Genomic DNA, 26174 nt, shown 5'->3' on the forward strand with positions numbered 1-26174 from the left:
GGGTTTGGGGGTTTTTAATGAGACCCCGGAGGTATGCGATTATTTTTTGGCTGGTGGGGGGGGGGTTGGGCCTAAAAGGAGGGGGGGGGGGGGGGGGGGGCGCCCCCCCCCCCCTTCCCGTTTTCCGCCGGCCGCTACCGGCCACCGCAAGTGCGGATTGCGATGGGGCGTGGCGGGGGCATCGTTACGCGGCCGACGCCCGTTCCGTGCCGGCTTGTTCGCGCGCCGCGACCAGCGTCCGGATGCGCGCGCGATCGGCAGTCGTCTCCGGCGTGAAAATCACGAGCGTCAGGTCGGGCCGGTCGTTTACCGCCAGGTCCATTACTTCACCTTGAACGAATAGTCGCCGTGTGTGCGATGTCCGTCCGACGCGACTGCGACCCAATGCACCGTGTATGTGTCGGGCGGCAACGTTGGCAGCGCGACATGTATCGACTTCCTGTCGTTCGAATCGACTTCGGCCTTTGCAGTATTCACTTGTTTACCATTCGAATTGCTGACGTTCAGCGAACTGAACGCGGGTTCGAGCGGCCCGTCGAACGCGATCGCCACGCGTGCAGGCGCCGCTACTTCGGCTCCCGCCGACGGTGACTGATTTTGCGGAAACACATGGGCGCATGCCATCGACGCGATCAAGATACCTGTAGCGATGGCTGCTGCGCGCAAGCCGTGACGAAGTCGCTTGAGTGTCGGCATGGCTATTCCCCTTTGCCGAAAAATGGCTTGCCAAGCGAGTGGGGCATCACGTCGTCCAGAAACAGGTGTGCCTGAAACAGGACGCCAACGCCCTTTCCGCTTGCATGGTTGACAGGAATGACCGCTTCGGCGCCAAACTGGCCCCATCGGTTGAGCCAGAGCAGGCCGGGATTGATGCTGCCGGTCGTATGTCCCGAACAGGGGCCGCCTGTACAGGTGCTCATCGGGAACTCGACGACCGGGATCAGGTTGCTGAGCGGTGCCTTGAGCCCCACGTCCTGCACGAAATTCTGCAGATACGGCAGGCTGTATTGCACGGTGACGCCCCAGCTCAACGAATTCGGGTCGGCGCTGTTCATCGTCAGGCGCGGACCGATGGTCCCGGTGATCGCGAGCGGCTTCAGATACTTCAGGCTATCCGGCAAATCGCCGAATCCCTTGCCGACGTATAGCGTCGGCGTGATCGCCGAGTGCGGATCGGCGATCGACCTCGCTCCGGTGCCGCCCAGTTCCGCGACCGCACCAACGGAGGCCATGAACTCGTGTTTTTCGTTGACGTAGAAGCGATATTTGGCACCGATCGCGAAGTTGTCGAATCCGCGGGCCGACCCGCCATTCGGCGCGTTGACGTTGACGTAGGTTGCCACCACCGAAAGCGCGAAACTGGGCGTGATCAGTTTGTCCCACTCGAGCGACGTCGTGTTGGTGTTCTGCTCGTCGCCATCGTCGGTCAGCGATTTGACGTGGCCGAATTCGAGATTGACTTCGTCGCCGACACCGGGGTCGTCGACCGCCATCGTCGCCGGGAAAACCCGGTTGCCGGCAATCGCGTGCGCCGATGCGAGCGATGGAAACAGAAGCGGGATGGCGATAGTCGCCGGAGCAATGAGGGCGGCAAGCATCGGCATGCTGCCGCGTGCAGGAATGATGGTGCGCATGGTTCGATCCGTGTAAGAGGCGCTGATGTGCTCGCGAGCCTGTCAAAAGACGCGCGAGGACTGGCGATGCAATGACACCTGCATCGCCGCGGGGCTGACTCGATCAGGATGAAACCGGGGGCGCACGCGGCTGGGCCGCAGCGAAGTGGAAAACGTTATGGGGTGTCTGGAACGCTGGTGCCGACGTGCGAAGAATCGGCCAATCCATCGGCACGAATCCCGAGGTCCCGCCCAGCAACGCGGGCATGTCGGCAAGCAGGCCGCAATACGCGCATGCCTGCCAGTGGCCCGCCTTCTCGGGCAACGATGCGTGGTCGGGACCCGCAACGTCCGCGCCGTTCTGCGCGGTACAGAACGCCCCGGAGACAGCGTCGAACTGCCGCTCGGACGAAAGGCTTTGCGATATCGTTGGCGCGAGCGTCGCCATCAGGATTGCAAGCAATCCCAGGATGCTGCCTATCCTCCTGCGAAACAGGGCTGACATGATTTTGGTGGAATCGCACACTCGTCGGCACGTTGCGCGGAGTATGGCATAGCTGCCGGACGGTCCAGATGGGGAAGTTCCCTACTTATGTGTGGGCATCGGGAGGTGCTTCGCGCCTGTTCGGACTAGTCCCCGGCGTCTGCCTTTTCATGCCGGCTTTTTCGCGCGCCGCGACCAGCGTCCGGATGCGCGCGCGATCGGTGGCCGTCTCCGGCGTGAAAATCACGAGCGTCAGGTCGGGCCGGCCGTTTACCGCGAACGCCGAGTATTCGAGCGCGATCCGCCCGACGGCCGGATGGCGGATCTCCTTGGTGCCTTCTTCATGCGCGCGGATATCGTGGTCGCGCCACAGTGCGTCGAACTCGGCACTCGTCGCGCGCATCTCGTCGACGAAGGCCTGCACGGTTTGTGTCGCGCCGCCGCGCGCGACATCGGCGCGAAACGCACCCACCGCGAACCGCGCGACCTGTTGCCAGTTCGACTGCGCATCGCGCACGCGCTGGTCGACGAAGATCAGCCGCAGGATGTTGCGCCGCTCCGGCGGCAGCGTTGCATAGTCGGTCAGCGTCGCGGCCGCCGCGTCGTTCCATGCAACGACGTCCCATGTCGCCGAACGCACGATCGCGGGGCTCGCTTCGAGCGAATCGAGCACGTGCTGCAGGCGCGGCGTCACGCTGTCGGTCGCGTGGTAGCGCACTTCGGGCGGATGGCCGACGCCGATCAGGAACAGGTGCTCGCGTTCGGCGTCGTTCAGCAGCAGCGCATTCGCGAGCCGGTCCAGCACGTCGACCGACGGCGCACCGCCACGCCCCTGTTCGAGCCACGTGTACCACGCGGCGCTCACGTGCGCGCGCTGCGCGACTTCCTCGCGCCGCAGGCCCGGTGTGCGGCGGCGCGCGACCGGCAGGCCGAGCGCGGCCGGGTCGAGTTTCTCGCGGCGATCCCGAAGGTACGCGCCGAGCAGGTTGTCGGGTGCGTCTGCCATAGCCTGTTAGTTCGTTTACCGGTAAACCGTCACGTCTTCACCGCGAGCGGCCGTCGACAGATAGTAATCCTCCATTCCATCCGGAGGTGCTGAACATGCGTGTCTTTGTCACTGGAGCATCGGGATTCGTCGGCTCCGCCGTCGTTGCCGAACTCGTTGCCGCCGGCCATTCGGTGCTCGGGCTTGCACGATCCGATGCGGCCGCCGCGTCGGTTGCGGCCGCAGGCGCCGATGTCCATCGCGGGTCGCTGGAGGATCTCGACAGCCTGACGCGCGGTGCCGATGTCGCCGATGCGGTGATCCACACGGGATTCAATCACGACTTCTCGCGCTTCGCGCAGAACTGCGAACTCGACCGACGTGCGATCGAGACAATCGGTGCGGTGCTCGCGGGCTCGGCGCGACCGCTCGTCGTCACGTCGGGCCTCGCGCTCGTCGCGCCCGGCCGCGCGGCGACCGAGGACGATCCGCACGTGCCGGCGTCGCCGACCTATCCGCGTATGTCAGAAGCCACTGCGGCCGCGCTCGAAGCGCGCGGCGTGCATGCGTCGGTCGTGCGCTTGCCGCCGTCCGTGCACGGCGACGGCGATCACGCGTTCGTGCCGCGCCTGATCGCGATCGCGAGAGAGAAGGGCGCATCGGCCTATCTCGGCGATGGCGGCAATCGCTGGCCTGCCGTGCACCGGCTCGACGCGGCACGCGTTTATCGGCTCGCGATCGAACGCGGCGCGGCCGGCGCGCGTTATCACGCGGTCGACGATACGGGGGTGCCGTTCCGCGACATCGCGGCGGTGATCGGCCGGCGGCTGAACGTGCCGGTCGTCGCGAAATCGGCGGCGGAAGCGGGCGAGCACTTCGGCTGGTTTGCGATGTTCGCGGGGATGGATGCGCCCGCAACCAGCGAGCGTACGCGTGCATCGCTCGACTGGGCGCCGACGCAGCCGGGGCTGCTTGCCGATATCGACCGGCCGCGGTATTTCGAAAGCTGAGCGGGCGACGCGCGCCGTTGTGGGCGGGCGATTCGCGGAGGCTGTCCGCCGCCGGCCGCCCACCGCCGGCCGCCGGTCGCGCGTCATTCGACCGGATGCAGATCCTGCAGCAGCGTCGGCACGAGTTCCGACACGGTCGGGTGGATGTGCATCGCGCGGCTGATCGTCGTATACGGCGCGCCCGCGGCCATCACGTCGAGCATCTCGTGCACGACCTCGTCGCCCGTCACGCCGAGGATCGACGCGCCGAGGATCGCGTGGCTGTCCGCGTCGACGATCACTTTCATGAAACCCTGGCTTTCGCCTTTTTCGACCGCGCGGCCGACGCGCGTCATCGGGCGCGTGCCGACGAGCAGCCTGCGGCCCGTCTGCTTCGCTTCCGCGAGCGTCATGCCGACGCGGCCGAGCGGCGGATCGATATACATCGCGTAAGCCGCGATGCGGTCGGACACCTTGCGCGGATCGCCGTCGAGCAGGTTGGCCGCGACGATCTCGTAGTCGTTGTACGCCGTGTGCGTGAACGCGCCGCGCCCGTTGCAATCGCCGAGCGCCCAGATGCCGGGCACGTTCGTGCGCAACTGCTCGTCGACGTCGATATAGCCGCGCGCGTCGGTCGCGACACCCGCGCGATCGAGCCCGAGATCGTCGGTGTTCGGCACGCGGCCGACCGCGAGCAGCAGGTGCGAGCCCTCGACCTCGCGGCTGCCGCCCGCGCAGTCGAGGCCGACCGCGATGCCGTCGCCGTCGCGCCGCGCGCTCAGGCAGTTCGCGTCGAGCTGCACGTCGATGCCTTCGTTTTCGAGGATCTCGCGCACGGCTTGAGACACGTCGTCGTCCTCGCGGCGGATCAGGCGCGAGCCCTTCTCGACGATCGTGACCTTCGACCCGAAGCGGCGGTACATCTGGCCGAATTCGAGCCCGACGTAGCTGCCGCCGACGATCACGAGATGCTCGGGCAGGAAGTCGACGTCCATCATCGTCGAGTTGGTGAGGTATGGCACCGAGTCGAGGCCCGGCATCGCCGGCACCTGCGCGCGTCCGCCGACGTTGATGAAGATGCGTTCCGCTTCGAGCAGTTCGTCGCCCACGCGCACCGCGTCGGCGCGCTCGAATCGGGCATGACCCTGAAACACGGTCGTGTTCGAGAGGCCGCGCACCCATTGTTCGACGCCATGGTTCGAGCGGCCGGAGATCTGGTCCTTGCGCGCCTTCACGGCTTTCATGTCGACGGTGACGGCGCCGCCGACCGACACGCCGTATTCGGCGGCGCGCCGCGCGAGTTGCGCGGCGTATGCGCTCGCGATCAGCGTCTTGGTCGGAATGCAGCCGGTGTTCACGCAGGTGCCGCCGAAGCGGCCGCGTTCGACGATCGCGACTTTCATCCCGGCGGCGGACAGCCGCGCGGCGAGCGGCGGGCCGGCTTGCCCGGTGCCGATGACGATTGCATCGAAGTGTTGCGTCATGACGTCCTCCTGCGTGGGTGCAACGAGGGAAGGCGTGCGGGCGAGCCGCATGCGGCGGCGGCGCACGGTCGCGCGACGGCGAGCGCTTATGGTAGTCCTGTTGGCGTGCGCTCGCGAGAACCGGAAGAGCGGGCGACGCAAGGAGCGCGACAGACAGGCCACGCGCCGGTGCGGGTACGAGGCGGCCGGCGCGCGGCGCAACCGGTCGCAGCGCGTTGCGCCGGTCGCTTCAGTTTCAGTCCTTGCGCTTCCATTGACCGAACGTGATCGGCCGGTGCGAGTCGGCGCGCGTGACGGTGACGTGGTCGGGCTTGTCGTCGAGCGGAAACGATTCGGTGACGATCCGGTTCGAAAATACCCAGCCGTGCGTGCGCGAGTCGTAGCGGAACGTCACGTAGTCGCTCCAGTGCTGTCCGCACGCGACAAAGTTCTGCACGGTGAAATAGCGGCCTTTCACCGACAGGCCGTTGTCGGCGGCGTCTTCGGGATCGAACGGATCGCACTGGCCGCCTTCGTTCGCGCGCAGGACGACCTGGTCGTTGCGCGCGGCGAGCCGGAACGCGTGGTCGGGCTGTTCCTCGTAGATCAGCAGCGGGCGCGGCGACGGCTGCTCGCGCGTATCGACCGCGCGATGCACGACGACCAGAAAGCTGTGCCGCCCGTTGTCGAGGTCCGGGCCGGCTTGTGCGATGAACGGCTGGTAGCCGGGCGGCAGTTGCGTGGCGATCGACTTCGGCAGGTCGCCGGCCCATGCGTTGAACGAGAGTGCGGCGAGCAGCGGGACGAGGGCCCGGCGTGTTGTCGTGCCGATCGCGGATCCCGCCCGGAAAACCCGGTGTCCGGCACTGGATTGAAGGCGAAGGGCGACACGGGCATCGTCGGGATAACGGGCGGCACGGATCTCGATCATGGGCGTCGGCGCGGGATGACGGGAAAGAGGGCCAGCATAGCAGCGCGCGGCCGCTTTCGGTCACGCGCGAAGCGTGCCAGAATCGGCAGCTCGACCGTCGGAAACGACACGCAGGCGCCGGCGCATCGGCGTCGCTGACCAAGGAGACTTCGATGACCGCATCGGCTGCCGTACTCGCCATCCTGGCCGCGCTGTGGCTAGGCGCGATGATTCCGGGCCCGAGCTTCGTGCTGGTTGCCCGCAATTCGATCGGACTGTCGCGCCGCGACGGGCTCGCCACCGCGCTCGGCATGGGCATGGGCGGCATCGTGTTCGGCGGCGTCGCGCTGGCCGGGCTCTATACGCTGCTGCAGGCCGTCGAATGGCTGTATGTGGGCCTGAAGATCGCGGGCGGCGCGTACCTGATCTACATGGCGTCGAAGATCTGGCGCGGCGCCGACCGGCCGATCGCGATGGACGATCCGCAGGCTGTGGCCGGCGGCAGCGCGCGCAAGTCGTTCTGGACGGGCCTCACGACCCAGCTCAGCAACCCGAAGACGGCGATCTGGTACGGCAGCATCTTCGCGGCGCTGCTCCCGCAGCATCCGCCGCTGTGGTGCTACCTCGCGCTGCCGCCGCTCGTGTTCGGCGTCGAATTCGGCTGGTACACGATCGTCGCGCTGTGCTTTTCCACGCGCCGGCCGCGCGAGCTCTACCTGCGCGCGAAGAAGTGGGTCGACCGCATCGCGGCCGGCGCGATCACGCTGCTCGGGCTGCGGCTGATCCTGAATGCACCGAAAGCGGGGATCTGACGGCTTCCGTCCCCGCTCTGCATCGCATGGCGGCCGGCCATTCCCATGGTCGGCCGCCGGCGCGAACTGCTCGAACCGCGCGGCACGCTTCCGGAAACGCGTTCTTCTTCCTCATGACACACCGGGCGATGCGCCCGGTGCCCCGATCCCAGCGGCTCGCCGAGCCGCCGACGACGGTGGTCCCCGCTACCCGCCATCGCCCGCGGAGCCTTGCGCGACGGGCGTCAGCGTGTGTCGCCCGGTGCGCCGGCCGGCGCCGCTTCCCCGATTCTGACGGTCGACCTCCCGACGACGTGTAAACTGCTGCCTTTTTTGACGGTTTGCAGCATGGTGCAAGCTCCTCCGCGCCCGGCATTGAGCGGTCCGACCCTCGTCCGGCTGCTCGCGCGCCTGGCCGATGCCGACGTCGCGGAATCCCGGCAGACGCTGTCCGACCGGCTGAGCCAGTGGCTCGGCTGGACCGACGCGATCACGCTGTCGTCCGCGTTGAGCACGAGCCCGCCCGGCGTCGCGGCAGGCGTGCGCGGCTACGACGCGGAGCGCGACTGCGCGCGCGTGCGCCACGATCTCGCGCAGGCGATCACGGCCACCAACCGTCCGCGTACGCGGCGCCGGCCCGGCGACATGCCGCCGCCGGCCGCCGACACGGCCGATTTCGCGGACTTCCGCCAGCGTTATCTGTCCCTGCAGCAGGAGATGGAAACGGCGATCGGCCAGTTGCGCGGCCGCCTGCGGGTCGCGCTCGCCGCGCGCTCGCCCGGGATGGCGCGGCTCGCGACGCTCGACACGATCATGGAGCGCGTGCTCGGCGTGCGCGAGCGCAGCCTGCTGTCGGCCGTGCCCGCGCTGCTCGGCACGCGCTTCGGGCGGCTGCGCGACGCGGAACGGCAGGCGCTGGCCGATGCCGAATCCGCTGCTGCAGCCGACCCGGCCGAAGCGGCCGATGACGGCGCGGTTGCCGACGGCACGGCCGTCGCGGCGATCGTGCCCGGCGCATGGCTCGACACGTTTCGAGACGAAATGCAGAGCATCCTGCTCGCCGAACTCGAAGTCCGGTTTCAAACGGTAGACGGGCTGCTCGCGGCCCTTCGCACCTGCTAATCAACACGCTCTATGTCCAGAATTCGCATTGATCTCGTTGTCTTCGTCGCCGGTCTGCTCGCAGTGGGCTGGATCGGCGTCGGCTATGTCGCGTCGAACCCGCTGGCGACGGCCGTCACGCTGCTGATCGGCGCGTGCTACGTCGCCGGCGCATGGGAACTGCTGCGCTACCGGCAGGCGACCGCCACGCTGTCGCGCGCGGTCGCGGGCCTGGCCGAGCCGCCGGCGAAGCTCGACGCGTGGCTCGACACGCTGCCCCCGGGCCTGCGCGGCGCGGTGCGGGCACGTGTCGAAGGCGCGCGCGTCGCGCTGCCGGGCCCGGCGCTCACGCCTTACCTCGTCGGCCTGCTGGTGCTGCTCGGCATGCTCGGCACGCTGCTCGGGATGGTCGTGACGCTGAAGGGCACGGGCGCCGCGCTCGAAAGCGCGACCGATCTCGACGCGATCCGTGCATCGCTGATCGCGCCGGTGAAGGGCCTCGGCTTCGCGTTCGGCACGTCGATCGCCGGTGTCGCGACGTCCGCGATGCTCGGGCTGCTGTCCGCGCTCGTGCGCCGCGAGCGGATCGACGTAGCGCAGCAGCTCGACGCGAAGATCGCGACGACGCTGCGCGTGCATTCGTCCGCGCACCAGCGCGACGAATCGTTCCGGCTGCTGCAGCGCCAGGCCGACGTGATGCCGGCGCTGGTCGACCGGCTGCAGACGATGATGACGACGCTCGAGGCGCGCAGCGTCGCGCTGCACGATCGCCAGCTCGAAAGCCAGCAGGCGTTTTTCGACCGGACCGAGCGCGCGTATGCGGGCCTCGCGTCGAACGTCGGCGACGCGCTGAAGGAAAGCGCCGCTGAGAGCGCGCGCGTGGCCGGCGCCGCGCTGCAGCCGGTCGTCGCCGCGACGATGACGGGGCTCGCGCAGGAGATGGCCGCGCTGCGCGACACCGTGACGGGCGCCGTGCAGCGCCAGCTCGACGGGCTGACCGACGGCTTCGAGAAGACCACCGGCAACGTGACGGCCGTCTGGAACCGCGCGCTCGACGAACAGCGCCGCGCGGGCGACGCCGTCGCGCAGCAACTGCAGACGACGCTCGGCCAGTTCACCGACACGTTCGCGCAGCGTTCGACGGACCTGCTCGACGGCGTCGCGACGCGCCTCGAATCGACCGAAGGCCGCCTGTCGGACGCGTGGCGCGAAGCGCTGTCGCACCAGGAGCAGGTCGGCGAGACGCTGGCCGGCCAGCACGCGCGCGCGCTGGGCGAAGCGGCCGCGACGTTCGAGCGGCATTCGGGCGCGACGCTCGCCGCGATGCGCGAGTCGCACGCGGGGCTGCAGACCGAACTGGCCGCGCGCGACGAACAGCGCCTCGCCGCGTGGAAAGACTCGCTGGCCGCGATGGCCGCGAAGCTCGGCGACGAATGGCAGCGCGCGGGCGTGCATAGCGCAGGCCGTCAGCAGGAAATCTGCGATGCGCTTGCGCAAACGACGCGCGATCTCACCACGCAGGCTTCGACCTTCGAACAACGCTCGAACGAACTGCTGACGACGATCCGTGATTCGCACACGGGCCTGCAATCGCAACTCGCCGCACGCGACGAAGAACGCCTGTCCGCGTGGAACGACTCGCTGGCCGCGATGGCGACGAAGCTTGGCGACGAATGGCAGCGCGCAGGCGTGCACAGCGCAGGCCGTCAGCAGGAAATCTGCGATGCGCTCGCGCAAACGACACGCGATCTCACCGTGCAGGCTTCGACCTTCGAACAACGCTCGAACGAACTGTTGTCGACGATTCGCGATTCGCACACGGGCCTGCAAACGCAACTCGCCGCACGCGACGAAGAACGCCTGTCTGCCTGGAACGACTCGCTGGCCGCGATGGCGACGAAGCTCGGCGACGAATGGCAGCGCGCAGGCGTGCACAGCGCAGGCCGTCAGCAGGAAATCTGCGACGCGCTTGCTCAAACGACACGCGATCTCACCGTGCAGGCCGCCACGTTCGAACAACGCTCGAACGAACTGCTGTCGACGATCCGCGATTCGCACACGGGCCTGCAATCGCAACTCGCCGCACGCGACGAAGCACGCCTGTCTGCCTGGAACGACTCGCTGGCCGCGATGGCGACGAAGCTCGGCGACGAATGGCAACGCGCAGGCGTACACAGCGCAGGCCGTCAGCAGGAAATCTGCGATGCGCTCGCACAAACGACGCGCGACCTCACCACGCAGGCCGCCACGTTCGAACAACGCTCGAACGAACTGCTGACGACGATCCGCGATTCGCACACAGGCCTGCAAGCGCAACTCGCCGCACGCGACGAACAGCGCCTCGCCGCATGGAACGATTCGCTCGCCGCGATGGCGGCCGCGCTGCGCGACGAATGGGCGCAGACGAGCGCGCAGGCCGCGACGCGCCAGCAGGACATCTGCGACACGCTGGCCCGCGCCGCGAACGACATCACCGCGCAGGCGCAGGTGCATGCGAGCGACACGATCAACGAGATCGCGCGCCTCGTGCAGGCCGCATCGGAAGCGCCGAAGGCCGCGGCCGACGTCGTCGCCGAGCTGCGCCAGCGCCTGTCCGACAGCATGGTGCGCGATACCGCGACGCTCGAGGAACGCAGCCGCCTGCTCGCGACGCTCGAAACGCTGCTCGGCGCGGTCAATCACGCGTCGACCGAACAGCGCGCCGCGATCGATGCGCTCGTCAGCACGTCGGCCGACCTGCTCGACCGCGTCGGCGCGCGCTTCAACGACACCGTCGATGCCGAAACGCGCAAGCTCGATTCGGTGGCCGCGCAGGTCACCGCGGGCGCAGTCGAGGTCGCGAGCCTCGGCGATGCGTTCGGGATGGCCGTGCAGGTGTTCGGCGAGTCGAACGACAAGCTGCTGACCCATCTGCAGCGCATCGAGGTCGCGCTCGAGAAATCGCTCGCGCGCAGCGACGAGCAGCTCGAGTACTACGTCGCGCAGGCGCGCGAGGTGATCGACCTGAGCATGATGTCGCAGAAGCAGATCGTCGAAGACTTGCAGCAGCTCGCCGGCCGGCGGGCGCCTGTCGGAGCGTAACGCATGCACGACGAAATCGACGGCGGCGCGCCATCCGCGCCGGTGTGGCCCGCGTTCGCCGACCTGATGTCGGTGCTGCTCGGCGCGTTCGTGCTGATCCTCGTCGGCGTGATCGGCATGCAGCTTCAGCTCACGTCGAAGCTCGAGGAAGCCGTGCGTGCGCGCCAGCTCGAAGCGCAGCAGCGCAAGTCGCTCGAACAGGCGCTCGCCGGGCCGCTCGCGGCCGGCCGCGTGACGCTCGTGAACGGGCGCATCGGCATCAGCGGCAACGTGCTGTTCGCGCTGAACTCCGACCAGTTGCAGCCCGCGGGCCGCGACCTGCTGAAGACGCTGGCCGCGCCGCTGGCCACCTATCTGAAGACACGCGACGAGATCCTGATGATCAGCGGCTTTGCCGACGACCAGCAGGTGCATGCCGGCAATCGTCAGTTCGCGGACAACTGGGAACTGTCGGCCAAGCGCGCGCTGACGGTCACGCGTGCGATGATCGACGCCGGCGTGCCGGCGGCATCGGTGTTCGCGGCCGCGTTCGGCTCCGAACAGCCGGTCAGCTCGAATGCGGACGATGAAGGCCGCGCGAAGAACCGCCGCGTGGAGATTGCGCCAGTGCCGCGCAAGAGCGCATCGAACGGAGGGAAGGCGAAGTGACGGACGACGCGACGCCCGCCCGCGCGACGCTCGACGCATGGCGCGAGCAGGGCGCCGACCGGCTCGATCCCGTGCGCTTTCACCGGATCGACGCGCTCGAACGGCGCGCGGCCGTGCTCGACGGCGACGCTCGCGGGCTGCTCGACGCGCGGCTGGCAGCGTTGATCGACGGCTTCGCGGAGGTCGTCGCTCGGGCCGATGAAGCGAAGGCCGCGCGCGACAATGCGCAAGCCACGGCCGGTGCGCCCGTACGCGGCGCGATTGCGGAACTCGTCGAACGGCTCGCGCGCGATGCGCAGGCCGACCGGCTCGGGCTCGATCCCGAGCTGGTCGACTACTTCCGCACGATGTGGTCGAAAGTCCGCACGGAACAGCAGTACCGCCAGTCGCTCGACCAGGTGCCGCGCAATGCGGGGCCGCTCAATTCGAACAGCCTCGTGCACCGGTCGCTGTCGACGATGCGCGAGCTGTCGCCGGAATATCTGCAGCAGTTCCTGTCGTACGTCGATGCGCTCGCGTGGCTCGAGGATCTCGCCGGCGGCGGCGCGCAGCCCGAGAAGGAAGCGCCGCGCGCGAAGGCGGTGAAGAAGGGCGCGCGCGGCAAGAGCCGGTAGCACGCGGCCACGCAGCGTTGCAGCCGGAGCCGGTTACATCGACACCTGGCCCGACGTCGCTGCGCTTTGATACCGGGCCGCGCTGATGAATTTCGAAAAGCGTTCGCACCAGATCACGACCGACGTGTATTGCGCGGGATTCACGTCGGCGGGAAGCGGCACGACGAAATTGCCGAATGTCTTCAGGTCGCCCACGCGCGCGGCACGCGCGTTGATCGCGAGGAACGACGCCTTGGTGTCGACGAATTCCGGCACGAGATAGATCTTGTAGTCGGGCCCCGGTGCGACGTCGCCTTCGAAGGCAATCGACGAATCGGTGATCGTCAGCTTGCCGTCTGCCCAGTGCAGCGGATCGCTTCCCGGCAGATCGCGTTCGAAGCGACCGGTATGTCGCGTGTTTTCGGCGGCCACTTGCAGTTCGACGGCGTTTGCGCCCTCCGATGCCGTCAGGATTGGAAGCACGTAGATGCCCGCGGCGAATGCAACGAGACCCGTCGCGAGATGCGACGCGATCGGTATCCAGATTCTGGTTTTCATGTCGGACCCTTTGAACGAGAACAGGCGGTGGCGCATGGCCACATGCGTGTAGTCGCGCGAGCCGGCGAAATCTGACAGCCGATCGGTTTTCATCCGATCATGCCGTTCACATCGGGCACGACGCCTGGTCGTGGCACGGCACGGCATGGCGGCCGACGTCGAATAAATTCCGTCGGCGGGTGTCATCTTTGCGCTCGCGGATCGACTCACTCTCTGTCGACAACGTCGTCGATGCCAAGGAGAGTTCACATGAACAAGCTTGCTCTGTATGTTCTCGCGACCGTTGCCGCGACCGCTTCCGTTTCCGCCTGGGCCGCGCCGCAGTCCACCGTGACGCGCGCGGAGGTCACGGCCGAACTGGCCGCACTGCACGCGGCCGGCTACCGTCAGACCGGCGAAGACCCGCACTATCCGGCGAAACTGGCGGAAGCGCTGACGAAGATCGGTTCGACGGGTACGTCGGCTGCCGATACGAGCGGATACGGGACGATGTCGCCGACCGCGAGCGAATCGGGCTCGATTGCCGCCGACAGGCCGATCTATCGCGGACGATGATCCGGGCAGGACATTGCGCCTGTCGACGGGCGCAATGTCCGATTCGTCTGGACTGCGATGCGTTTGCGGATGCGCAACGTCAGCCCGGCGGCGCGCCTTCGGCAATTGCCGCGCCGAGCGCGTGCAATGCATCGGCCAGCGCCGACGCGAACGGCGGATGCGCGGCGATGCCCGCCGCATCGAGCTGGCTTCCGAGAATCGGCAGCGCGATCGATGCGCGCTCGACGATGCGTGCCGACATCACCGATAGCGTTTCCCGCAGCGCCGCGTCCGCGTGCGTCGCGCGCGGCGACGCATTCAGCACCGCGACCGGCATGTAGACGACCGCCTCGCACCCGACGACCCAGTCCAGCGCGTTCTTCATCACGCCGGTCACGCCGTGCGCGTATTCCGGGCTCGCGATCAGCACGCCGTCGGCCGCGTTCAGGCGATCGATCAGGTCGCGCACGGCGGCCGGCGACGGGTATTCGGTATCGGGATTGAACAGCGGGAATTCGCCGAGGCGATCGAAGCGCGCGATGCGCATGCCGCGCGGCGCGACGAGCGCGGCTGCATCGAGCAGCGCGGCGTTGTACGACTGCGACCGGAGGCTGCCGCACAGGGCGACGATGTCGATGCGGCGGTCGGCGTCGGTTCGGGGATCGGTGGTCATCGATGAGCGTTTCGGTTGGCGTGGTGCGCTGCCGCGTTGCGCGGACCGGACGGATTATCGCATCGGTGTTCGGGCGGCGTGGCGCGCGGTGCGTGTCGCCGACGCTACGCGGTCCGCGCCGATGCGTTGAACATGGTCGCGGAATCGCAGCGAACCGGTTCGGCGTCGCTCATCCCGGCCGCCCGCGCGAATCCCGTCATCGCCCACCCGTTGCCGAGCAACAGCCGCCGCGTATGCAGCGCGCCGTGCACGTCGTCAGGAACGGTGTCGCCGAGATAACGCAGCGCGCGGCCTTCGACATCGACGAAGCCATGCCGGTAATGCTGCGCGAGCGCCGTCCACAGCTGCGCGGCGCCGACCGACTGGCGCGCGCCGCTGATCAGGCACAGTCCCGCGTCGAGCCCCCAGCGATACAGCGTCGTCGCAAGGCCCTTGCGTTGCGCCGAGCCGCGCAGCCGCGTATGCGGTGCGCGCAGGTAGCGGTCGGCGCGGCGCGGGATTTCGGGAAGGCGGTTGAACACCGTGTAGCCGGCGAGCTGGCGCGCGGCCGGATCTTCGACATACAGGAAGTATTCGCCGTCCGCTTCGCGGTGGCGGACGATCAGGCCCGAGCGGCCGAGCGGCCGAGCGCCACGGCCGGCAGGCCGTGCAGGCGATGGCCCGGCTGGTGGAGGCGTGCGTGGAGCGTGTCGAGTTCATCGTCGATGTCGTGCTGGGAATGCTGTACGTCGATGTGCATGGCAAAGGTCGCCCGTCCCGGGCGGTTCGAGAAAGAGGTTCGTCGCAACAAGGGAAAGGGAATGGGGGCGGCCCCCGGGCTCGGCGAAACGAGCCGGGGCCGCGAATCAGCTGGGGATGTGCTGGAAACCGGCGGCGATCGCGGCGAGGCCCGCGATGCAGAGTGCGAACAGGATCAGGACTTTGTGGATCACGCCTCTTTCCTCATCAATGCGCGGTGCCGGCGGGCGGCATCGCGGAGACGGTGAGCGGCGGGCACGGCCCGCACGGCCGTCGTGCGGGACGACGGTCGGGTGTCCGGGCGACGGTTCGAGCGCGCACGGCCAGCACCATACGCGAGGTGCCGGGGGCGGGCAATCGGACCGGCGGAGAAACGCGACAAAAAGCGGGGAATCGCGGCGTTTCGCGACAATTGGCCGCAAGCGGCCGCGCGCCTTCGCGCCGAACGATGCGTGCGAACACGGATCGCATGGCGATTGGGGAAAGTGCGTGGCGACTGTCTTTGTATATCCGGAACCGGTGAAACGCCGACGTCCATTCGATGACCGGCGCGGCAACGCAGCGCCTCCCCGGCCGCCGGCCGACGCGTCGCGCCGGCCGCTCCGTCACGCCGGCTGCTGCACCCCGAACGCCCGCCTGATCCGCGCAAACAACCCGTGCTGCGCGATCCATTCGGCGTACGCACGATAGTCCGGATCGCGCATCAGGTGGCGTTCTTCCGTTTTAGCGCGCAGGTAATAGATCAGGTTGACCGCGACGAGCGCGGCGCAGTGCATGAGCCCGACCTGCCAGCCGAGCGGCTCGACGAACGGCACCGACACCATCCAGTACGACAGGTTCTTCGTGATGTACGCCGGATGCTTCGTGAAGCGGTACGGGCCCGACGTGATGATCCCGCGGTTGGTGAGGTTCGAGAAGCGCAGCCCGAACGAGATCGTCGACAGCGCGTAGGTCATCAGCAGCAGGATGATCACGGCGCCCCAGATCACGCGCAGCGTCGGCGCGGACAGCAGCCAGTTGTCCCAGAACAGCGAGCCTTCGTAGCGGATGTAGTGGCTCGAGATCAGCGACCAGAACGGTTGATAGCAGATCAGCGCGGCACCCCAGCCGAGCGCCGTCGGCTCGACTGTGCGCACGTGACTGTCGAGGATGCGGAACGTGCACAGGTAGCCGACGGTGCCGAACATCAGGTCCATCGTGAACGACAGGTCGTACAGGAACGAGAACGTCGCGAGCGACATCGGCGCGTTCATCGCGTGCGCGAGCGACGCGGTCAGATGATCGGCGTCCTTCGACAGGTAGACGGTCATCAGCGGCAGGAAGAACGTCTTCACGCCCCAGCCGGCGAGCATCTCGCGCACCGGCTGCCAGCTTGCGGGCCGCTCGCGGCGGAACAGGAAGCGGCCCCACAGCAGGTACGCGTCGTCGGTTTCGCGCTGATGGCGGTCCATCCACATGAAATAGAACGGCGCGGCGACGATCACGTACGGGGCGAGCGCGCGCAGCAGCGACCAGAACGGCCGGTAGAAATCGCCGTGATATTCGGGCAGCAGCCAGTACAGCATCCCGATGCCCGCATAGATCGACGTGAGCGCGCCGAGCCGCGTCGCGACGCGCGCGAGGCCGAGCGGCCGCACGGCCTGGCGTGACAGCCCGGCGCTCGGGCGCAGGTAGACGCGCGAGATGAGGATTTCGTGCAGCGCGATCGTGCCGATGATCGCGAGGCTTGCGATGATTGCGCGCGTCGCGGCGTCGAGGGCCGGCTGGTCGCGCGTGAACCACAGCGCGAGGAGCCCGGCCGCGATGCCGAGCAGGCCGGCGCGGAAGGGCGTGGCGGAACGGGGCGGGCGGTCCTGGACCGCGGCGATGCCGTCGAGCGTGGAATTCATGATCGGATCCTCGTCGGGATGACGGCCGGCGCCCCCGCTTGGCGGGTGACGCCGGCCGTCGGCCGGGCTTTGTATCGATGCGCGCCCGGCCATTGGCCTGTGGTTCTGATGCGTGAAGCGTTACTGCTTACTTCTTGGTGCCGCCGCCCAGCAGACCGCCGAGCAGGTTCGTGACCGGCGACAGCAGGTTGGCTGCACCGCCCGCGGTACCGCCGTTCGAGCTGCCGGTCAGGGCCGCCACGGTGCCGCTGCCGGCCGGTGTCGTCGCCGTGCCGGTTGCGACGCCGGGGCTCGCCGTACCGTTGGCGCCCGCCGAGCCGGCCGGCGTCGTCAGCGCGCCCGTCAGCGTGCCGACCGGGCCGCTCGTCAGCAGGCCGCCGACGGCGCCCGTCACGTTGCCCCCCGGCGTCGTGACCGTGCCGGTGAGGCTTGCGCCCAGCGGCGTCAGCGCGTTGACGAGGTTGGTGACCGGCGCCAGCAGGCCGCCGACGCCCGAGCCACCGGTGCCGCTCGTGCCGCCGGTACCGCTCGTGCCGCTCGTGCCGCTCGAACCGAGGCCGCCGAGCGCGCCGGTCACGGTGCCGAGCAGGCCGGTGACCGGTGCAAGCGGGCCGCCGCTGGTGCCGCTGGTGCCGCCGGTACCACCCGTACCGCTGGAGCTGCTGCCGCCGCCGAGCCCGCCCGTCAGCGTACCGAGCAGACCGGTAATCGGGGCGAGCGGGTTGGTGCCGCTGCTCGAGCTGCCGCTGGACAGCAGGCCGCCCGCCGACGCCACCGTGTTGCCGAGCTGGGACACGCTGTTGCCGGCGCTCGTGCCGACCGGGTTGCCGGTCGCGCTGCCGACCTGCGAACCGGCGAGGCCGAGGCCGCTGCCGAGCGTGCTCAGCAGTCCGCTGAGCGGGGCGCCGAGCATGGTTGCGCCGCCGAGCGTCTGCGTGGCGCCGGGCGTCGTGACGCCGCCGGTCAGCGTGTTCGTGATCGGGTTGATCACGCTGCCGAGCTGTGTTTCGAGCTGTTGGACCGGTGCGCTGTTCAGCGCGGTATTCAGCGCCGATGCGGTCGAGTTGACCGCAGTGCCGACCGTGTTGACGAGATTGCCGACCAGGGTCGTCGCCGGCGCGAGCGGCGACAGCGGACCGGTGCCGAGGCTCGTCACTGCGTTGCCGAGGTTGTTGACCGCGCCGCCGGCGCCGGTCAGCAGGCCGGTAGTCGACGTGAGCGTCGGGCCGAGCGGGTTCGGCGACACGCCGATCGAGCCGAGGCCGGCAGCGACACCGTTGCCGAGCGACTGCACGCCGTTGCCGAGGCTCGTGACCGCGTTGCCGACGCTGGTGGCCGTCGTCGGGTTCGTGCCGGGGATCTGCACGCCGCCGATCTGAGCGCCGCCGTTCGCGACCGTCGTGCCGAGTGCCGTCACGAGGTTGCCGGATTGCTGGAGGACATTGCCGAGCGGGGTGACGCTGGTGCCGGAAGTGCCCGAGGTGCCGGAAGTACCCGAGGTGCCCGAAGTACCCGAGGTGCCGGAAGTGCCCGAAGTGCCCGAAGTGCCCGAAGTGCCCGAAGTGCCCGAAGTGCCCGAAGTGCCCGAAGTGCCCGAAGTGCCCGAAGTGCCCGAGGTGCCGGAAGTGCCCGACGTACCGGAAGTACCCGAGGTGCCGGAGGTGCCCGATGTACCGGAAGTACCCGACGTGCCGGAGGTGCCCGACGTACCGGAAGTACCCGACGTACCGGAAGTACCCGAGGTGCCGGAAGTGCCCGAGGTGCCGGAAGTGCCCGAGGTGCCGGAGGTACCCGACGTACCGGAAGTACCCGAGGTGCCGGAGGTGCCCGAGGTGCCCGACGTGCCCGAGGTGCCCGACGTGCCCGAGGTCCCCGAGGTACCGGAAGTGCCCGAGGTACCGGAAGTGCCCGACGTGCCGGAGGTGCCCGAGGTGCCCGAGGTGCCCGACGTGCCGGAAGTCCCGGAAGTACCGGAAGTACCGGAAGTGCCCGAGCTACCGGACGTACCCGAACTCCCGCCACCCGACGTCCCCGACGAACCGCCGCCCGACGTACCGGATGTCCCCGAAGTGCCGCCCGTCCCCGACGTGCTCGTCTTGATCGTCGGCGGGGTCGTCGGTCCATCGACCGAGCCACAACCGTACAGCGCGAGCAGCGACGAGACGGCCATCGTTACCGTCGTCTTCTTGAAGATATTGTGCATGTAGGCCTCGACATTGGAAGTGTGTCCAAGCCTCCACTGCAAATTCCGCGCCATGACGGATTTGTCGAAACGGCGTCGCGCTTTGTTGCAGGAATCGGGAATATCAACGCGATTTAAACGGAGGAATGGCGGTTTCGCGCGACGGGCACGCACCGTGCATGGATGCGGCGGTGGCGATGTTCCCGTAAGCAGCCGTAACGCGCGGCCGGATGTTACGTAGCGTTCGACCGCCCGTCACGCGAACAGCCTCGAACAGCCGCGAACCGAGGGCCGCATCTTTGACGAAACGCGCCGGCCCCGTGAACATGGCGCGAAATCTCCCGGCCGCCGGCGACGCCGCCGCGGCCACGACCACGACTTCACCCAGGACACCGACATGAGCGAACAGGACAGGGAATACGGCAAGGCGCGGCGGATCGACGTGATGGGCGAGGCGTTCGTCGAGCGCGCGATGCGCGACCTCGACGGATTTTCGCGGCCGTTGCAGGACTGGCTGAACGAACACGCTTGGGGCAGCACGTGGCACCGGGGCGGGATCGACCTGAAGACGCGCAGCCTGTGCACCTGCGCGATGCTGGCGGCGCTCGGCCGCGGCACGGAACTGAAGGGTCACATTCGCGGCGCGCTCAATAACGGCGCGAGCCTCGTCGAGATCCGCGAGGTACTGCTGCACAGCGCGCTGTACGCGGGCGCGCCGGCCGCGGTCGAGGCATTCCGCAACGCGCGCGAGGTGATCGCGGAGCTCGGGCTGTCGGTGCCCGACGACGAAGCCTGATTCCATCGCAGCACCGGCTGCACGGCACTGAATCAGGCCCCGCGTCGTTCCCGTTCAGGACTCGATACGCGCAGCTCGTGCGACGGCGTCGGCCGGCGCGGCGGCGACTTCGAGCAGCCAGTCGGCCGTCGCATCCGGAATCGTGACCGGCAGCATGTGTCCGCCCTCGACGACCTTCAGCCGCACGCGCGCCGATTTCTTCGCGAGCGCGTCGCCGTGCTCGCGCCAGTTCAGGATCGGATCGGCGCGGCCGTACAGCACGTCGACCGGCAGCGCGAGCTCCGCGTAGCGGCGCACCATCGCGGGCAGGTCGACGGGCGCCGACAGCAGGTCGGTCGCGGTCGCGTAGAACACATGCGGCCGCATCCCGAGCAGCCCGCCGCCCTTGGTGGGGAAGTCGCGCGGCACGTCTTCCGGCGCGAACACGTGGCGCACGGCGTTGCGGCCGGTCAGGATCGTCAGCGGGATTGCGAAGGTCCACGACACGAAGCGGCGCACCAGCGGCGACGGCAGCATCAGCGGCCGGAACGGCGCCGGCGGCTCGGATTGCTCGTGCGACAGCGGCGCGATCAGCGCGAGCCGGCTCACGCGGTCCGGATGGTTGAGGCCGACCGCGAGCGCGATCGCTCCGCCGAGCGAATGGCCGACCAGCACGGGCTTGTCGAGCCGCAGCGCGTCGATGAACGCGGCGACCGTGCGCGCCTGCGCGAACACGTTCGCCTGCGAGCCCGCGCCGCGGGTCGAGCGGCCGGCGCCGGGCCGGTCGATGAGGATCACGCGATGCCGCTGCGCGAGCCGCGCGAGCGGCAGGTACGCGAAGTTGCGCAGTTGCCCCGCGAGCCCGTGAACGAACACGATCGGCGGGCCGTTGCCGTATTCGACGTAGTGGATGCGGTCGCCGCCGATGTCGACGAAGCGGCCTTCGGGCGGGAACGCGCGCGTCACGCGGCTGGCGACGTAGCCGGAAAACAGCGCGAGCGCGGCGAGCACCGCGACGACGCCGAGCAGCACGTTCTGGATCAGATGGAGCGTAGGGGTCATGTCGGCCTCAGCGGGTTTCGAGTGCGGGTTCGGCAACCGGCGCTGTCGCAGCCGGGCCGGTTTTCGCGCGGCGTTCGAAATGCATCGCCGAATCGGCGAGTGCGCTGAACTTCAGCGATGCGAGATCGAGCACGTAGTTCTGATGGAATTTCCACGGTTTGCGATGGCCCTGCTTCGGCAGGATGCCGGCCGCGCGCTGGATGTAGCCCGAGCTCAGGTTGACGGCCGGCACGTCGCCGAGATCGCCGGCGCCGAGCCGCGGCACGCACGTGTCGTAGCCGTTCGCGCGCATGTGGTTGAGCAGCCGGCACACGTAGCGCGCGATCAGCTCCGCCTTCAGCGTCCACGATGCATTCGTGTAGCCGAACGACGACGCGAGGTTCGGCACGTCGCTGTACATCATTCCCTTGTACGACACGGTCTCCGGCAGGTCGACCGCGCGGCCGTCGACCGTGACGCGCGCGCCGCCGAGCAGCTTCACCTTCAGCCCGGTCGCGGTGACGATCACGTCCGCGTCGAGCTGCTGGCCGCTCTTCAGCTGGAGGCCGGTCGGCGTGAAGCGCTCGATCTCGTCGGTGACGATCGACGCGCGGCCCGCGCGGATCGACTTGAACAGGTCGCCGTTCGGCACGAGGCACACGCGCTGGTCCCACGGCATGTAGCGCGGCGTCAGGTGCTTCGCGACGTCGAAGCCGGGGCCGAGCTGCCTGCTGGCCGCGCGGATGATGAACTTTTTGGTCTGGTCGGGCTTGCGGCGCGACACGTTGTACAGGTACATCGTCAGCAGCACGTTCTTCACGCGCACGAGCCGGTGCGCGAGCCGCGACGGCAGCACGCGGCGCAGCGCGTTCGCGATCCTGTCGCGCGCGGGCAGCGACACGATGTAGGTCGGCGAGCGCTGCAGCATCGTCACGTGCCGCGCGTCGGCCGCCATCGACGGCACGAGCGTGACGGCCGTCGCGCCGCTGCCGATCACGACGACGCGCCGGTTCGCGTACGAAAGATCCTTCGGCCAGTGCTGCGGATGCACGAGTTTGCCCTCGAACGTGTCCATGCCGGGCCAGTCGGGCAGGTAGCCGGCGTCGTAGTCGTAATAGCCGCTGCACATGAACAGGAAGCGGCAGGTGTAGACGAGCGTGTCGGTCGCGCCGTCGCGCGTGCGCTCGATGCGCACCGTCCAGCGCGCGCGGTTCGAGTCCCAGTCGGCCGCGACGACCTTCTGGCCGTAGCGGATCGTCTTGTCGATCCCGTACGTGCGCGCGGTGTCGCGGATGTAGTCGAGGATCGTCTGGCCGTCGGAGATCGCCTTGTCGCTGTGCCACGGGCGGAAGCTGTAGCCGAGCGTGAACATGTCGGAATCCGAACGGACGCCCGGATAGCGGAACAGATCCCAGGTGCCGCCGATCGCGTCGCGCGCCTCGACGATCGCGACGCTCGCATGCGGGCAGCGCTGCTTCAGGTGATACGCGGCGCCGATGCCGGACAGGCCGGCGCCGACGATCAGCACGTCGAGGTCGTTGCCGTCGCCACGGTCGTGGCGGGCGCCGGGGGCGGGCGGCGCGTCGCGCCGGGCGGTCGTCGTCGAGGTCATGCGGGGTCCTTGGTCGGCGTGGTCGGGCATGCGGCCGGGGCGTGGGCGCGTTCTCCCACGGGGGCTTGCTTCGGGCGAAGGTTGCGTGCACGGGCGCGGCGCACATGGCGCTCGACGCCCGCGAGGATCTGCCGCGCGACCTCGCAGCCGCGCCGCGCGAGCTCGACCGCGAGGCTGCGACCCATGCCCGAACCGGCGCCCGTGATCGCGGCGACCTTGCCGGAAAACCCGTTCATCCGTTGCTCCTCCCGCTCCGCTCGTACTGCGCCGGCGGTGCGTCTATTGTGGTGTTGTTCGTCACCACTTTAGTTTTAGGGTGTCCTGATGTCAAATAGCGGAATGGAGAAAGCACTCGAAACGAAAAAACGGGGCCGGTCGTACGGCGGCGTGGCGCCCGAGGTGCGTGCCGCCGAGCGGCGCGACGCGCTGATCCGCGCGGCGACGCGCGTGTTCGGCACGGTCGGGTTCCGCAAGGCGACCGTGCGGTCGATCTGCCAGGAAGCGAAGCTGAACGATCGCTATTTCTATGCGGCGTTCGACAGCACCGACGATTTGCTGCGCTGCACCTACCTGCATCACGCGGAGCAGCTGCATGACGCGGTCGCGCAGGCGGTCGCCGCGCGCGGCGGCGATCTGCGCGAGAGCGTCGACGCGGGGCTCGCCGCGTTCTTCGCGTTCCTGCGCGATCCATGCGCGGCGCGCGTGCTGCTGCTCGAGGTGATGGGCGTGAGCGCGGATACCGACATGACGTATCAGCGCATGCTGATCGACTTCGGCAAGCTGATCATGGCGATCGGCGCGCCGCGCGAAGCGGCGACGCCCGCGGAGCGCACCGAGCAGCGGCTGATCGGGCTCGCGCTCGTCGGCGCGATGACGAACGTCGGCGCGGCGTGGCTGCTCACCGACTATCGCGATCCGGAAGCGCAGATGGTCGCGAGCTGCAGGAAGGTGTTGCTGGGGACATTGCGGGAGATTGGCTAACCGGATGGCATCGCACCGTTCCTGTTACCCCCGGCAAATTGCAGGCTGAAAATGAAACGAACTCGGCAATCACACGGCGCACCGGGCGTCGTGCTGATTTTCGCGATTTAATCGTCTTTTTAATAATTAAAAGGCGATCGGTTTTCGGGTGGTTACTGATTGTCAAAAAATCGTCATTGTTTTTGATTCCGTATTCGTGCGGCGATGAATTGATGAAAGCAATGTGGAGCGAATAAAAAAGCGGCGCAACGCAAAAAACAGCTCACATTGCGCCGATCGTGGCGCGAAATCCTTCGCGCCCCAGGCACGATTGATCAGGAACCCGTGTATCCGCCCCGGGTCCAGCCGTCACCATCCCAGCAATACTCGGTCGTCGTGCCGCCGCTCGTCGCGTACACGCGGATGTGAACGGCGCTCCCGACCAGCCAGCACGTGGCGGACACGTTGTCGCCCGCCTGGTTGAACGCGCCCGTGTACCAGTTCGACCCGTCGTAGCAGCGTTCGGTGATCTTGTTGCCGTTGGCCGTGTAGACACGAATCGACGGCGTGGTTCCCCATGAAATTGCGGCGGTTTGCATTTCCAGACTCCTTGTTTGATTGAATAAAGCGGAGAATTGAAACGTTTCGGTAAACGCGAATTGGCGTATTACCGGGAATAAGGTTAGTAGAAAATTTGCAAAGCAATACGCTATTTTTTTGGGGGAATAAAAGGGCGTATTTGTTCGGGGCGGGAAAGCCGCGGGGAAAGGGGATTGGAGGCGGGGCAAAAACGCGCGGCGATCCGGATTCAGCCTGCGGCTCGTTTCGATCGTGTCGAGCGTACCGGCGCCGCCGGCGGCGTCTCGCCGATCCTTTGCTTCATCGCATCGATGAACGCCCGCACCTTCGGCGAAGGCAGCCGCGTCGACGGATACACCGCATGAATCCCGGCCGGCGCCGAGCGCCACGCGGGCAGCAGCCGCACGAGCCTGCCGGCCGCGACGTCGTCGGCGGTCGAGAAATCCGTCAGCAGCCCGAAGCCGCCGCCTGCGAGCACGATCGCACGGCATGCCGTTGCGGTGTTCGACACGACCGGCGCGACGCAGCGCACCGACATGCTGCTGCCGCGCGCGTTGTCGAGTTCGAACGTGTGCGGGCGCGGCAGCGTCGACAGCATCACGAACGGCAGCGCGGCAAGCGCATCCGTGTCGCGCGGCAGCCCGTAGCGCGCGACGAACGCGGGGCTCGCGACCAGCCATTTCTCGTACGTGCCGAGCTGCACCGCGCGATAGTTCGAATCGGCGAGGCGGCCGATGCGGATCGCGACGTCGAGGTTGTCCGCGACGAGATCGACGACGCGGTCGTTCGCGACCAGCTCGACGTCGAGCCCCGGATGCGCGTCGCGCAACGCGACGACGGCCGGCGCGACGACCTGCGCGCCGTAGTCGATCGGCACGCTCACGCGCAGCGTGCCGCGCAGCGGCCCCGCGTCGGACGACACCGCATCGAGCGCGGCTTCGGTGGCGTGCACGATGGCGCGGCACGCGTCGTAGAACGTACGCCCGGCGTCGGTCACGCTCAGCCGCCGCGTCGTGCGCACCAGCAGGTTCGCGCCGACCTCGGATTCCAGGCGCTGCATGTGCGTGCTGACGACCGTCTTCGCGAGGCCGAGCCGCTCGGCCGCGGCCGTCAGCGAGCCGGCATCGACCACCGCGACGAAGATCGCCAGCCGGTTCAGGTTCACGTCGCGCAGATCGGCCATCGTCGATTGTCCTATGAAAGCGGATAATGTTTCAGCGATTATCCGTCTTCTGGCTGCGAACCGCGAGCGCTACCCTGGTGCCGTTCGTCGCCGATTCCCGGCGACGCGAGATTCCGGAGTGTTTTCATGTCCGTCGCCATCAAGCCCGTCACCGGTAGGCCCGTCGCCCCGATTCGCGTCTATTCGTTCCCGTTGTCCGGGCACGCGCATCGCGTCCGGTTGTTCCTGTCGCTGCTCGGCCTGCCGTCCGAGACCATCGACGTCGACCTCGCGGCCGGCGCGCAGCGCGAACCGGCGTTCCTCGCGCTCAATCCGCTCGGGCAGGTGCCGGTGATCGACGACGGCGGCACCGTGCTCGCCGATTCGAACGCGATCCTCGTGTATCTCGCTAAGCGCTACGGCGACGCGCACTGGCTGCCCGACGATCCGGCCGGCGCGGCGGTCGTGCAGCGCTGGCTGTCGTACGCGGCCGGGCCGATCGCGACGGGGCCTGCCGCGGCACGGCTCGTGACCGTGTTCGGCGCGCCGCTCGACCAGGAAGCGGCCAAGCGCACGGCCGCGAAGCTGCTCGACGTGATCGACCGCGAACTGGCCGGCAAGCCGTTCGCCGCCGGCGCCGAGCCGACGATCGCGGACATCGCCGCATACACGTACATCGCGCACGCGCCGGAAGGCGGCGTATCGCTCGAACCGTATCCGCACGTGCGCGCATGGCTGGCACGCGTCGAGGCGCTGCCGGGTTTCGTCGGCATGCCGACGACGCGCGCGGGCCTGCTCGCCGCATAACGCCAA

At 68.3% G+C, this 26174-nt stretch carries 27 protein-coding genes and 2 pseudogenes; 12 read left to right on the forward strand and 17 right to left on the reverse strand.

The window, feature by feature from the left end; genetic code table 11:
• Positions 1-184: 184 nt before the first annotated feature.
• The 5 genes from ACPUER_RS01465 to ACPUER_RS01485 all read right to left on the reverse strand — a co-directional run bounded on the left by ACPUER_RS01465 (position 185) and on the right by ACPUER_RS01485 (position 3103).
• Entirely contained in the window at positions 185-322 is a 138-nt protein-coding gene (locus tag ACPUER_RS01465) for a hypothetical protein (protein ID WP_425130166.1), read from the reverse strand.
• Entirely contained in the window at positions 322-696 is a 375-nt protein-coding gene (locus ACPUER_RS01470) for a copper resistance CopC family protein (RefSeq protein ID WP_425130167.1), read from the reverse strand. Before ACPUER_RS01470 ends, ACPUER_RS01465 begins: the two co-directional genes overlap by 1 nt.
• 2 nt (positions 697-698) lie before the next feature.
• Positions 699-1634, reverse strand: coding sequence for a hypothetical protein (locus ACPUER_RS01475; protein WP_175960649.1), 936 nt, complete (start codon positions 1632-1634; stop codon positions 699-701).
• A gap of 103 nt (positions 1635-1737) precedes the next feature.
• Positions 1738-2118 carry a DUF2946 domain-containing protein gene (locus ACPUER_RS01480; RefSeq protein WP_310131275.1) on the reverse strand — a complete coding sequence of 127 codons (381 nt, stop codon included), beginning with the start codon at positions 2116-2118 and terminating at the stop codon, positions 1738-1740.
• A gap of 85 nt (positions 2119-2203) precedes the next feature.
• Positions 2204-3103: a helix-turn-helix transcriptional regulator gene (locus ACPUER_RS01485; protein ID WP_425130168.1), complete on the reverse strand. Its 900-nt coding sequence runs from the start codon at positions 3101-3103 to the stop codon at positions 2204-2206.
• Between the two features lie 95 nt (positions 3104-3198).
• Here ACPUER_RS01485 and ACPUER_RS01490 point away from each other — a divergent pair, with 95 nt between their 5' ends.
• Positions 3199-4092: an SDR family oxidoreductase gene (locus ACPUER_RS01490; RefSeq protein ID WP_425130169.1), complete on the forward strand. Its 894-nt coding sequence runs from the start codon at positions 3199-3201 to the stop codon at positions 4090-4092.
• 83 nt (positions 4093-4175) lie between these two features.
• Here ACPUER_RS01490 and ACPUER_RS01495 read toward each other — a convergent pair whose 3' ends face one another.
• Positions 4176-5555: an FAD-containing oxidoreductase gene (locus tag ACPUER_RS01495; protein ID WP_425130170.1), complete on the reverse strand. Its 1380-nt coding sequence runs from the start codon at positions 5553-5555 to the stop codon at positions 4176-4178.
• A gap of 235 nt (positions 5556-5790) precedes the next feature.
• Positions 5791-6465, reverse strand: a complete 675-nt coding sequence (locus tag ACPUER_RS01500; protein ID WP_425130171.1) for a hypothetical protein — start codon at positions 6463-6465, stop codon at positions 5791-5793.
• Positions 6466-6617: 152 nt separating this feature from the next.
• On the opposite strand from ACPUER_RS01500, the gene ACPUER_RS01505 reads away from it, so the two are divergent.
• From ACPUER_RS01505 to ACPUER_RS01525, 5 genes are all read left to right on the forward strand, one after another.
• Positions 6618-7256, forward strand: coding sequence for a LysE family translocator (locus ACPUER_RS01505; protein WP_072442127.1), 639 nt, complete (start codon positions 6618-6620; stop codon positions 7254-7256).
• A gap of 327 nt (positions 7257-7583) precedes the next feature.
• Positions 7584-8357 (forward strand): DUF3348 domain-containing protein, encoded by a 774-nt coding sequence (locus tag ACPUER_RS01510; RefSeq protein WP_175960644.1) that lies wholly within the window; start codon positions 7584-7586, stop codon positions 8355-8357.
• Between the two features lie 12 nt (positions 8358-8369).
• Entirely contained in the window at positions 8370-11417 is a 3048-nt protein-coding gene (locus ACPUER_RS01515) for a DUF802 domain-containing protein (RefSeq protein ID WP_425130172.1), read from the forward strand.
• Between the two features lie 3 nt (positions 11418-11420).
• Positions 11421-12065, forward strand: coding sequence for an OmpA family protein (locus ACPUER_RS01520; protein ID WP_174383067.1), 645 nt, complete (start codon positions 11421-11423; stop codon positions 12063-12065).
• Positions 12062-12679, forward strand: coding sequence for a DUF2894 domain-containing protein (locus tag ACPUER_RS01525; RefSeq protein ID WP_425130173.1), 618 nt, complete (start codon positions 12062-12064; stop codon positions 12677-12679). The genes ACPUER_RS01520 and ACPUER_RS01525 overlap by 4 nt, the downstream gene beginning before the upstream one ends.
• A gap of 33 nt (positions 12680-12712) precedes the next feature.
• On the opposite strand, the gene ACPUER_RS01530 is transcribed toward ACPUER_RS01525, so the two are convergent.
• Positions 12713-13216: a DM13 domain-containing protein gene (locus ACPUER_RS01530; protein WP_425130174.1), complete on the reverse strand. Its 504-nt coding sequence runs from the start codon at positions 13214-13216 to the stop codon at positions 12713-12715.
• A gap of 249 nt (positions 13217-13465) precedes the next feature.
• Between ACPUER_RS01530 and ACPUER_RS01535 the strand changes: the two genes are divergently transcribed.
• Positions 13466-13771: a DUF4148 domain-containing protein gene (locus ACPUER_RS01535; protein ID WP_175960639.1), complete on the forward strand. Its 306-nt coding sequence runs from the start codon at positions 13466-13468 to the stop codon at positions 13769-13771.
• A gap of 79 nt (positions 13772-13850) precedes the next feature.
• Here ACPUER_RS01535 and ACPUER_RS01540 read toward each other — a convergent pair whose 3' ends face one another.
• On the reverse strand, positions 13851-14423 hold the full coding sequence (locus tag ACPUER_RS01540; protein WP_425130175.1) for an NADPH-dependent FMN reductase: 573 nt from the start codon (positions 14421-14423) through the stop codon (positions 13851-13853).
• A gap of 113 nt (positions 14424-14536) precedes the next feature.
• Positions 14537-15162 (reverse strand): annotated as a pseudogene (locus ACPUER_RS01545) (histone acetyltransferase); the annotation flags it as partial.
• Here ACPUER_RS01545 and ACPUER_RS01550 point away from each other — a divergent pair.
• Positions 15161-15409: a hypothetical protein gene (locus ACPUER_RS01550; RefSeq protein WP_425130176.1), complete on the forward strand. Its 249-nt coding sequence runs from the start codon at positions 15161-15163 to the stop codon at positions 15407-15409. The pseudogene ACPUER_RS01545 and the gene ACPUER_RS01550 overlap by 2 nt on opposite strands.
• Positions 15410-15766: 357 nt before the next feature.
• Here the strand turns inward: ACPUER_RS01550 and ACPUER_RS01555 are convergent, their stop codons facing one another.
• A complete protein-coding gene (locus ACPUER_RS01555) occupies positions 15767-17050 on the reverse strand; it encodes an isoprenylcysteine carboxylmethyltransferase family protein (RefSeq protein ID WP_425130177.1) in 1284 nt (427 codons plus the stop codon).
• 127 nt (positions 17051-17177) lie between these two features.
• Entirely contained in the window at positions 17178-18467 is a 1290-nt protein-coding gene (locus ACPUER_RS01560; protein WP_425130178.1) for a collagen-like triple helix repeat-containing protein, read from the reverse strand.
• Here ACPUER_RS01560 and ACPUER_RS01565 point away from each other — a divergent pair.
• Positions 18451-19257, forward strand: a complete 807-nt coding sequence (locus ACPUER_RS01565; protein ID WP_425130179.1) for a hypothetical protein — start codon at positions 18451-18453, stop codon at positions 19255-19257. The two genes, ACPUER_RS01560 and ACPUER_RS01565, sit on opposite strands and share 17 nt — an antisense overlap.
• A 372-nt stretch (positions 19258-19629) precedes the next feature.
• Complete coding sequence (locus ACPUER_RS01570; protein WP_175960624.1) at positions 19630-20028, forward strand: carboxymuconolactone decarboxylase family protein; 399 nt, start codon at positions 19630-19632, stop codon at positions 20026-20028.
• A gap of 54 nt (positions 20029-20082) precedes the next feature.
• On the opposite strand, the gene ACPUER_RS01575 is transcribed toward ACPUER_RS01570, so the two are convergent.
• From ACPUER_RS01575 to ACPUER_RS01585, 3 genes and pseudogenes are all read right to left on the reverse strand, one after another.
• Positions 20083-21069 (reverse strand): alpha/beta fold hydrolase, encoded by a 987-nt coding sequence (locus ACPUER_RS01575; protein ID WP_425130180.1) that lies wholly within the window; start codon positions 21067-21069, stop codon positions 20083-20085.
• Between the two features lie 7 nt (positions 21070-21076).
• A complete protein-coding gene (locus tag ACPUER_RS01580) occupies positions 21077-22660 on the reverse strand; it encodes a flavin-containing monooxygenase (RefSeq protein WP_425130181.1) in 1584 nt (527 codons plus the stop codon).
• 134 nt (positions 22661-22794) lie between these two features.
• Positions 22795-22896 (reverse strand): annotated as a pseudogene (locus ACPUER_RS01585) (short-chain dehydrogenase); the annotation flags it as partial.
• An 88-nt stretch (positions 22897-22984) separates the two neighbouring features.
• On the opposite strand from ACPUER_RS01585, the gene ACPUER_RS01590 reads away from it, so the two are divergent.
• Positions 22985-23641, forward strand: a complete 657-nt coding sequence (locus ACPUER_RS01590) for a TetR/AcrR family transcriptional regulator (RefSeq protein ID WP_175960618.1) — start codon at positions 22985-22987, stop codon at positions 23639-23641.
• 314 nt (positions 23642-23955) lie between these two features.
• Here the strand turns inward: ACPUER_RS01590 and ACPUER_RS01595 are convergent, their stop codons facing one another.
• Positions 23956-24219, reverse strand: coding sequence for a fucose-binding lectin protein (locus ACPUER_RS01595; protein WP_175960616.1), 264 nt, complete (start codon positions 24217-24219; stop codon positions 23956-23958).
• A 209-nt stretch (positions 24220-24428) separates the two neighbouring features.
• On the reverse strand, positions 24429-25382 hold the full coding sequence (locus tag ACPUER_RS01600; RefSeq protein WP_175960614.1) for a LysR family transcriptional regulator: 954 nt from the start codon (positions 25380-25382) through the stop codon (positions 24429-24431).
• 126 nt (positions 25383-25508) lie between these two features.
• Here ACPUER_RS01600 and ACPUER_RS01605 point away from each other — a divergent pair, with 126 nt between their 5' ends.
• Positions 25509-26168: a glutathione S-transferase family protein gene (locus tag ACPUER_RS01605; protein WP_425130182.1), complete on the forward strand. Its 660-nt coding sequence runs from the start codon at positions 25509-25511 to the stop codon at positions 26166-26168.
• The last annotated feature ends 6 nt before the right edge of the window (positions 26169-26174 follow it).

This window comes from Burkholderia sp. DN3021 (assembly GCF_049805555.1).
GTDB lineage: Bacteria > Pseudomonadota > Gammaproteobacteria > Burkholderiales > Burkholderiaceae > Burkholderia > Burkholderia pyrrocinia_C.

Excerpts from the sequence above, each read along its gene's own strand:
- ACPUER_RS01510 (WP_175960644.1), top strand. The coding sequence starts at position 7,584 with ATGGTGCAAGCTCCTCCGCGCCCGGCATTGAGCGGTCCGACCCTCGTC.
- ACPUER_RS01495 (WP_425130170.1), bottom strand. The coding sequence starts at position 5,555 with ATGACGCAACACTTCGATGCAATCGTCATCGGCACCGGGCAAGCCGGC.
- ACPUER_RS01600 (WP_175960614.1), bottom strand. The coding sequence starts at position 25,382 with ATGGCCGATCTGCGCGACGTGAACCTGAACCGGCTGGCGATCTTCGTC.
- ACPUER_RS01580 (WP_425130181.1), bottom strand. The coding sequence starts at position 22,660 with ATGACCTCGACGACGACCGCCCGGCGCGACGCGCCGCCCGCCCCCGGC.
- ACPUER_RS01465 (WP_425130166.1), bottom strand. The coding sequence starts at position 322 with ATGGACCTGGCGGTAAACGACCGGCCCGACCTGACGCTCGTGATTTTC.
- ACPUER_RS01500 (WP_425130171.1), bottom strand. The coding sequence starts at position 6,465 with ATGATCGAGATCCGTGCCGCCCGTTATCCCGACGATGCCCGTGTCGCC.
- ACPUER_RS01490 (WP_425130169.1), top strand. The coding sequence starts at position 3,199 with ATGCGTGTCTTTGTCACTGGAGCATCGGGATTCGTCGGCTCCGCCGTC.
- ACPUER_RS01530 (WP_425130174.1), bottom strand. The coding sequence starts at position 13,216 with ATGAAAACCAGAATCTGGATACCGATCGCGTCGCATCTCGCGACGGGT.
- ACPUER_RS01520 (WP_174383067.1), top strand. The coding sequence starts at position 11,421 with ATGCACGACGAAATCGACGGCGGCGCGCCATCCGCGCCGGTGTGGCCC.
- ACPUER_RS01575 (WP_425130180.1), bottom strand. The coding sequence starts at position 21,069 with ATGACCCCTACGCTCCATCTGATCCAGAACGTGCTGCTCGGCGTCGTC.
- ACPUER_RS01480 (WP_310131275.1), bottom strand. The coding sequence starts at position 2,118 with ATGTCAGCCCTGTTTCGCAGGAGGATAGGCAGCATCCTGGGATTGCTT.
- ACPUER_RS01570 (WP_175960624.1), top strand. The coding sequence starts at position 19,630 with ATGAGCGAACAGGACAGGGAATACGGCAAGGCGCGGCGGATCGACGTG.
- ACPUER_RS01470 (WP_425130167.1), bottom strand. The coding sequence starts at position 696 with ATGCCGACACTCAAGCGACTTCGTCACGGCTTGCGCGCAGCAGCCATC.
- ACPUER_RS01505 (WP_072442127.1), top strand. The coding sequence starts at position 6,618 with ATGACCGCATCGGCTGCCGTACTCGCCATCCTGGCCGCGCTGTGGCTA.
- ACPUER_RS01605 (WP_425130182.1), top strand. The coding sequence starts at position 25,509 with ATGTCCGTCGCCATCAAGCCCGTCACCGGTAGGCCCGTCGCCCCGATT.
- ACPUER_RS01535 (WP_175960639.1), top strand. The coding sequence starts at position 13,466 with ATGAACAAGCTTGCTCTGTATGTTCTCGCGACCGTTGCCGCGACCGCT.
- ACPUER_RS01550 (WP_425130176.1), top strand. The coding sequence starts at position 15,161 with ATGGCAAAGGTCGCCCGTCCCGGGCGGTTCGAGAAAGAGGTTCGTCGC.
- ACPUER_RS01540 (WP_425130175.1), bottom strand. The coding sequence starts at position 14,423 with ATGACCACCGATCCCCGAACCGACGCCGACCGCCGCATCGACATCGTC.
- ACPUER_RS01590 (WP_175960618.1), top strand. The coding sequence starts at position 22,985 with ATGTCAAATAGCGGAATGGAGAAAGCACTCGAAACGAAAAAACGGGGC.
- ACPUER_RS01475 (WP_175960649.1), bottom strand. The coding sequence starts at position 1,634 with ATGCGCACCATCATTCCTGCACGCGGCAGCATGCCGATGCTTGCCGCC.
- ACPUER_RS01595 (WP_175960616.1), bottom strand. The coding sequence starts at position 24,219 with ATGCAAACCGCCGCAATTTCATGGGGAACCACGCCGTCGATTCGTGTC.
- ACPUER_RS01485 (WP_425130168.1), bottom strand. The coding sequence starts at position 3,103 with ATGGCAGACGCACCCGACAACCTGCTCGGCGCGTACCTTCGGGATCGC.
- ACPUER_RS01555 (WP_425130177.1), bottom strand. The coding sequence starts at position 17,050 with ATGAATTCCACGCTCGACGGCATCGCCGCGGTCCAGGACCGCCCGCCC.
- ACPUER_RS01515 (WP_425130172.1), top strand. The coding sequence starts at position 8,370 with ATGTCCAGAATTCGCATTGATCTCGTTGTCTTCGTCGCCGGTCTGCTC.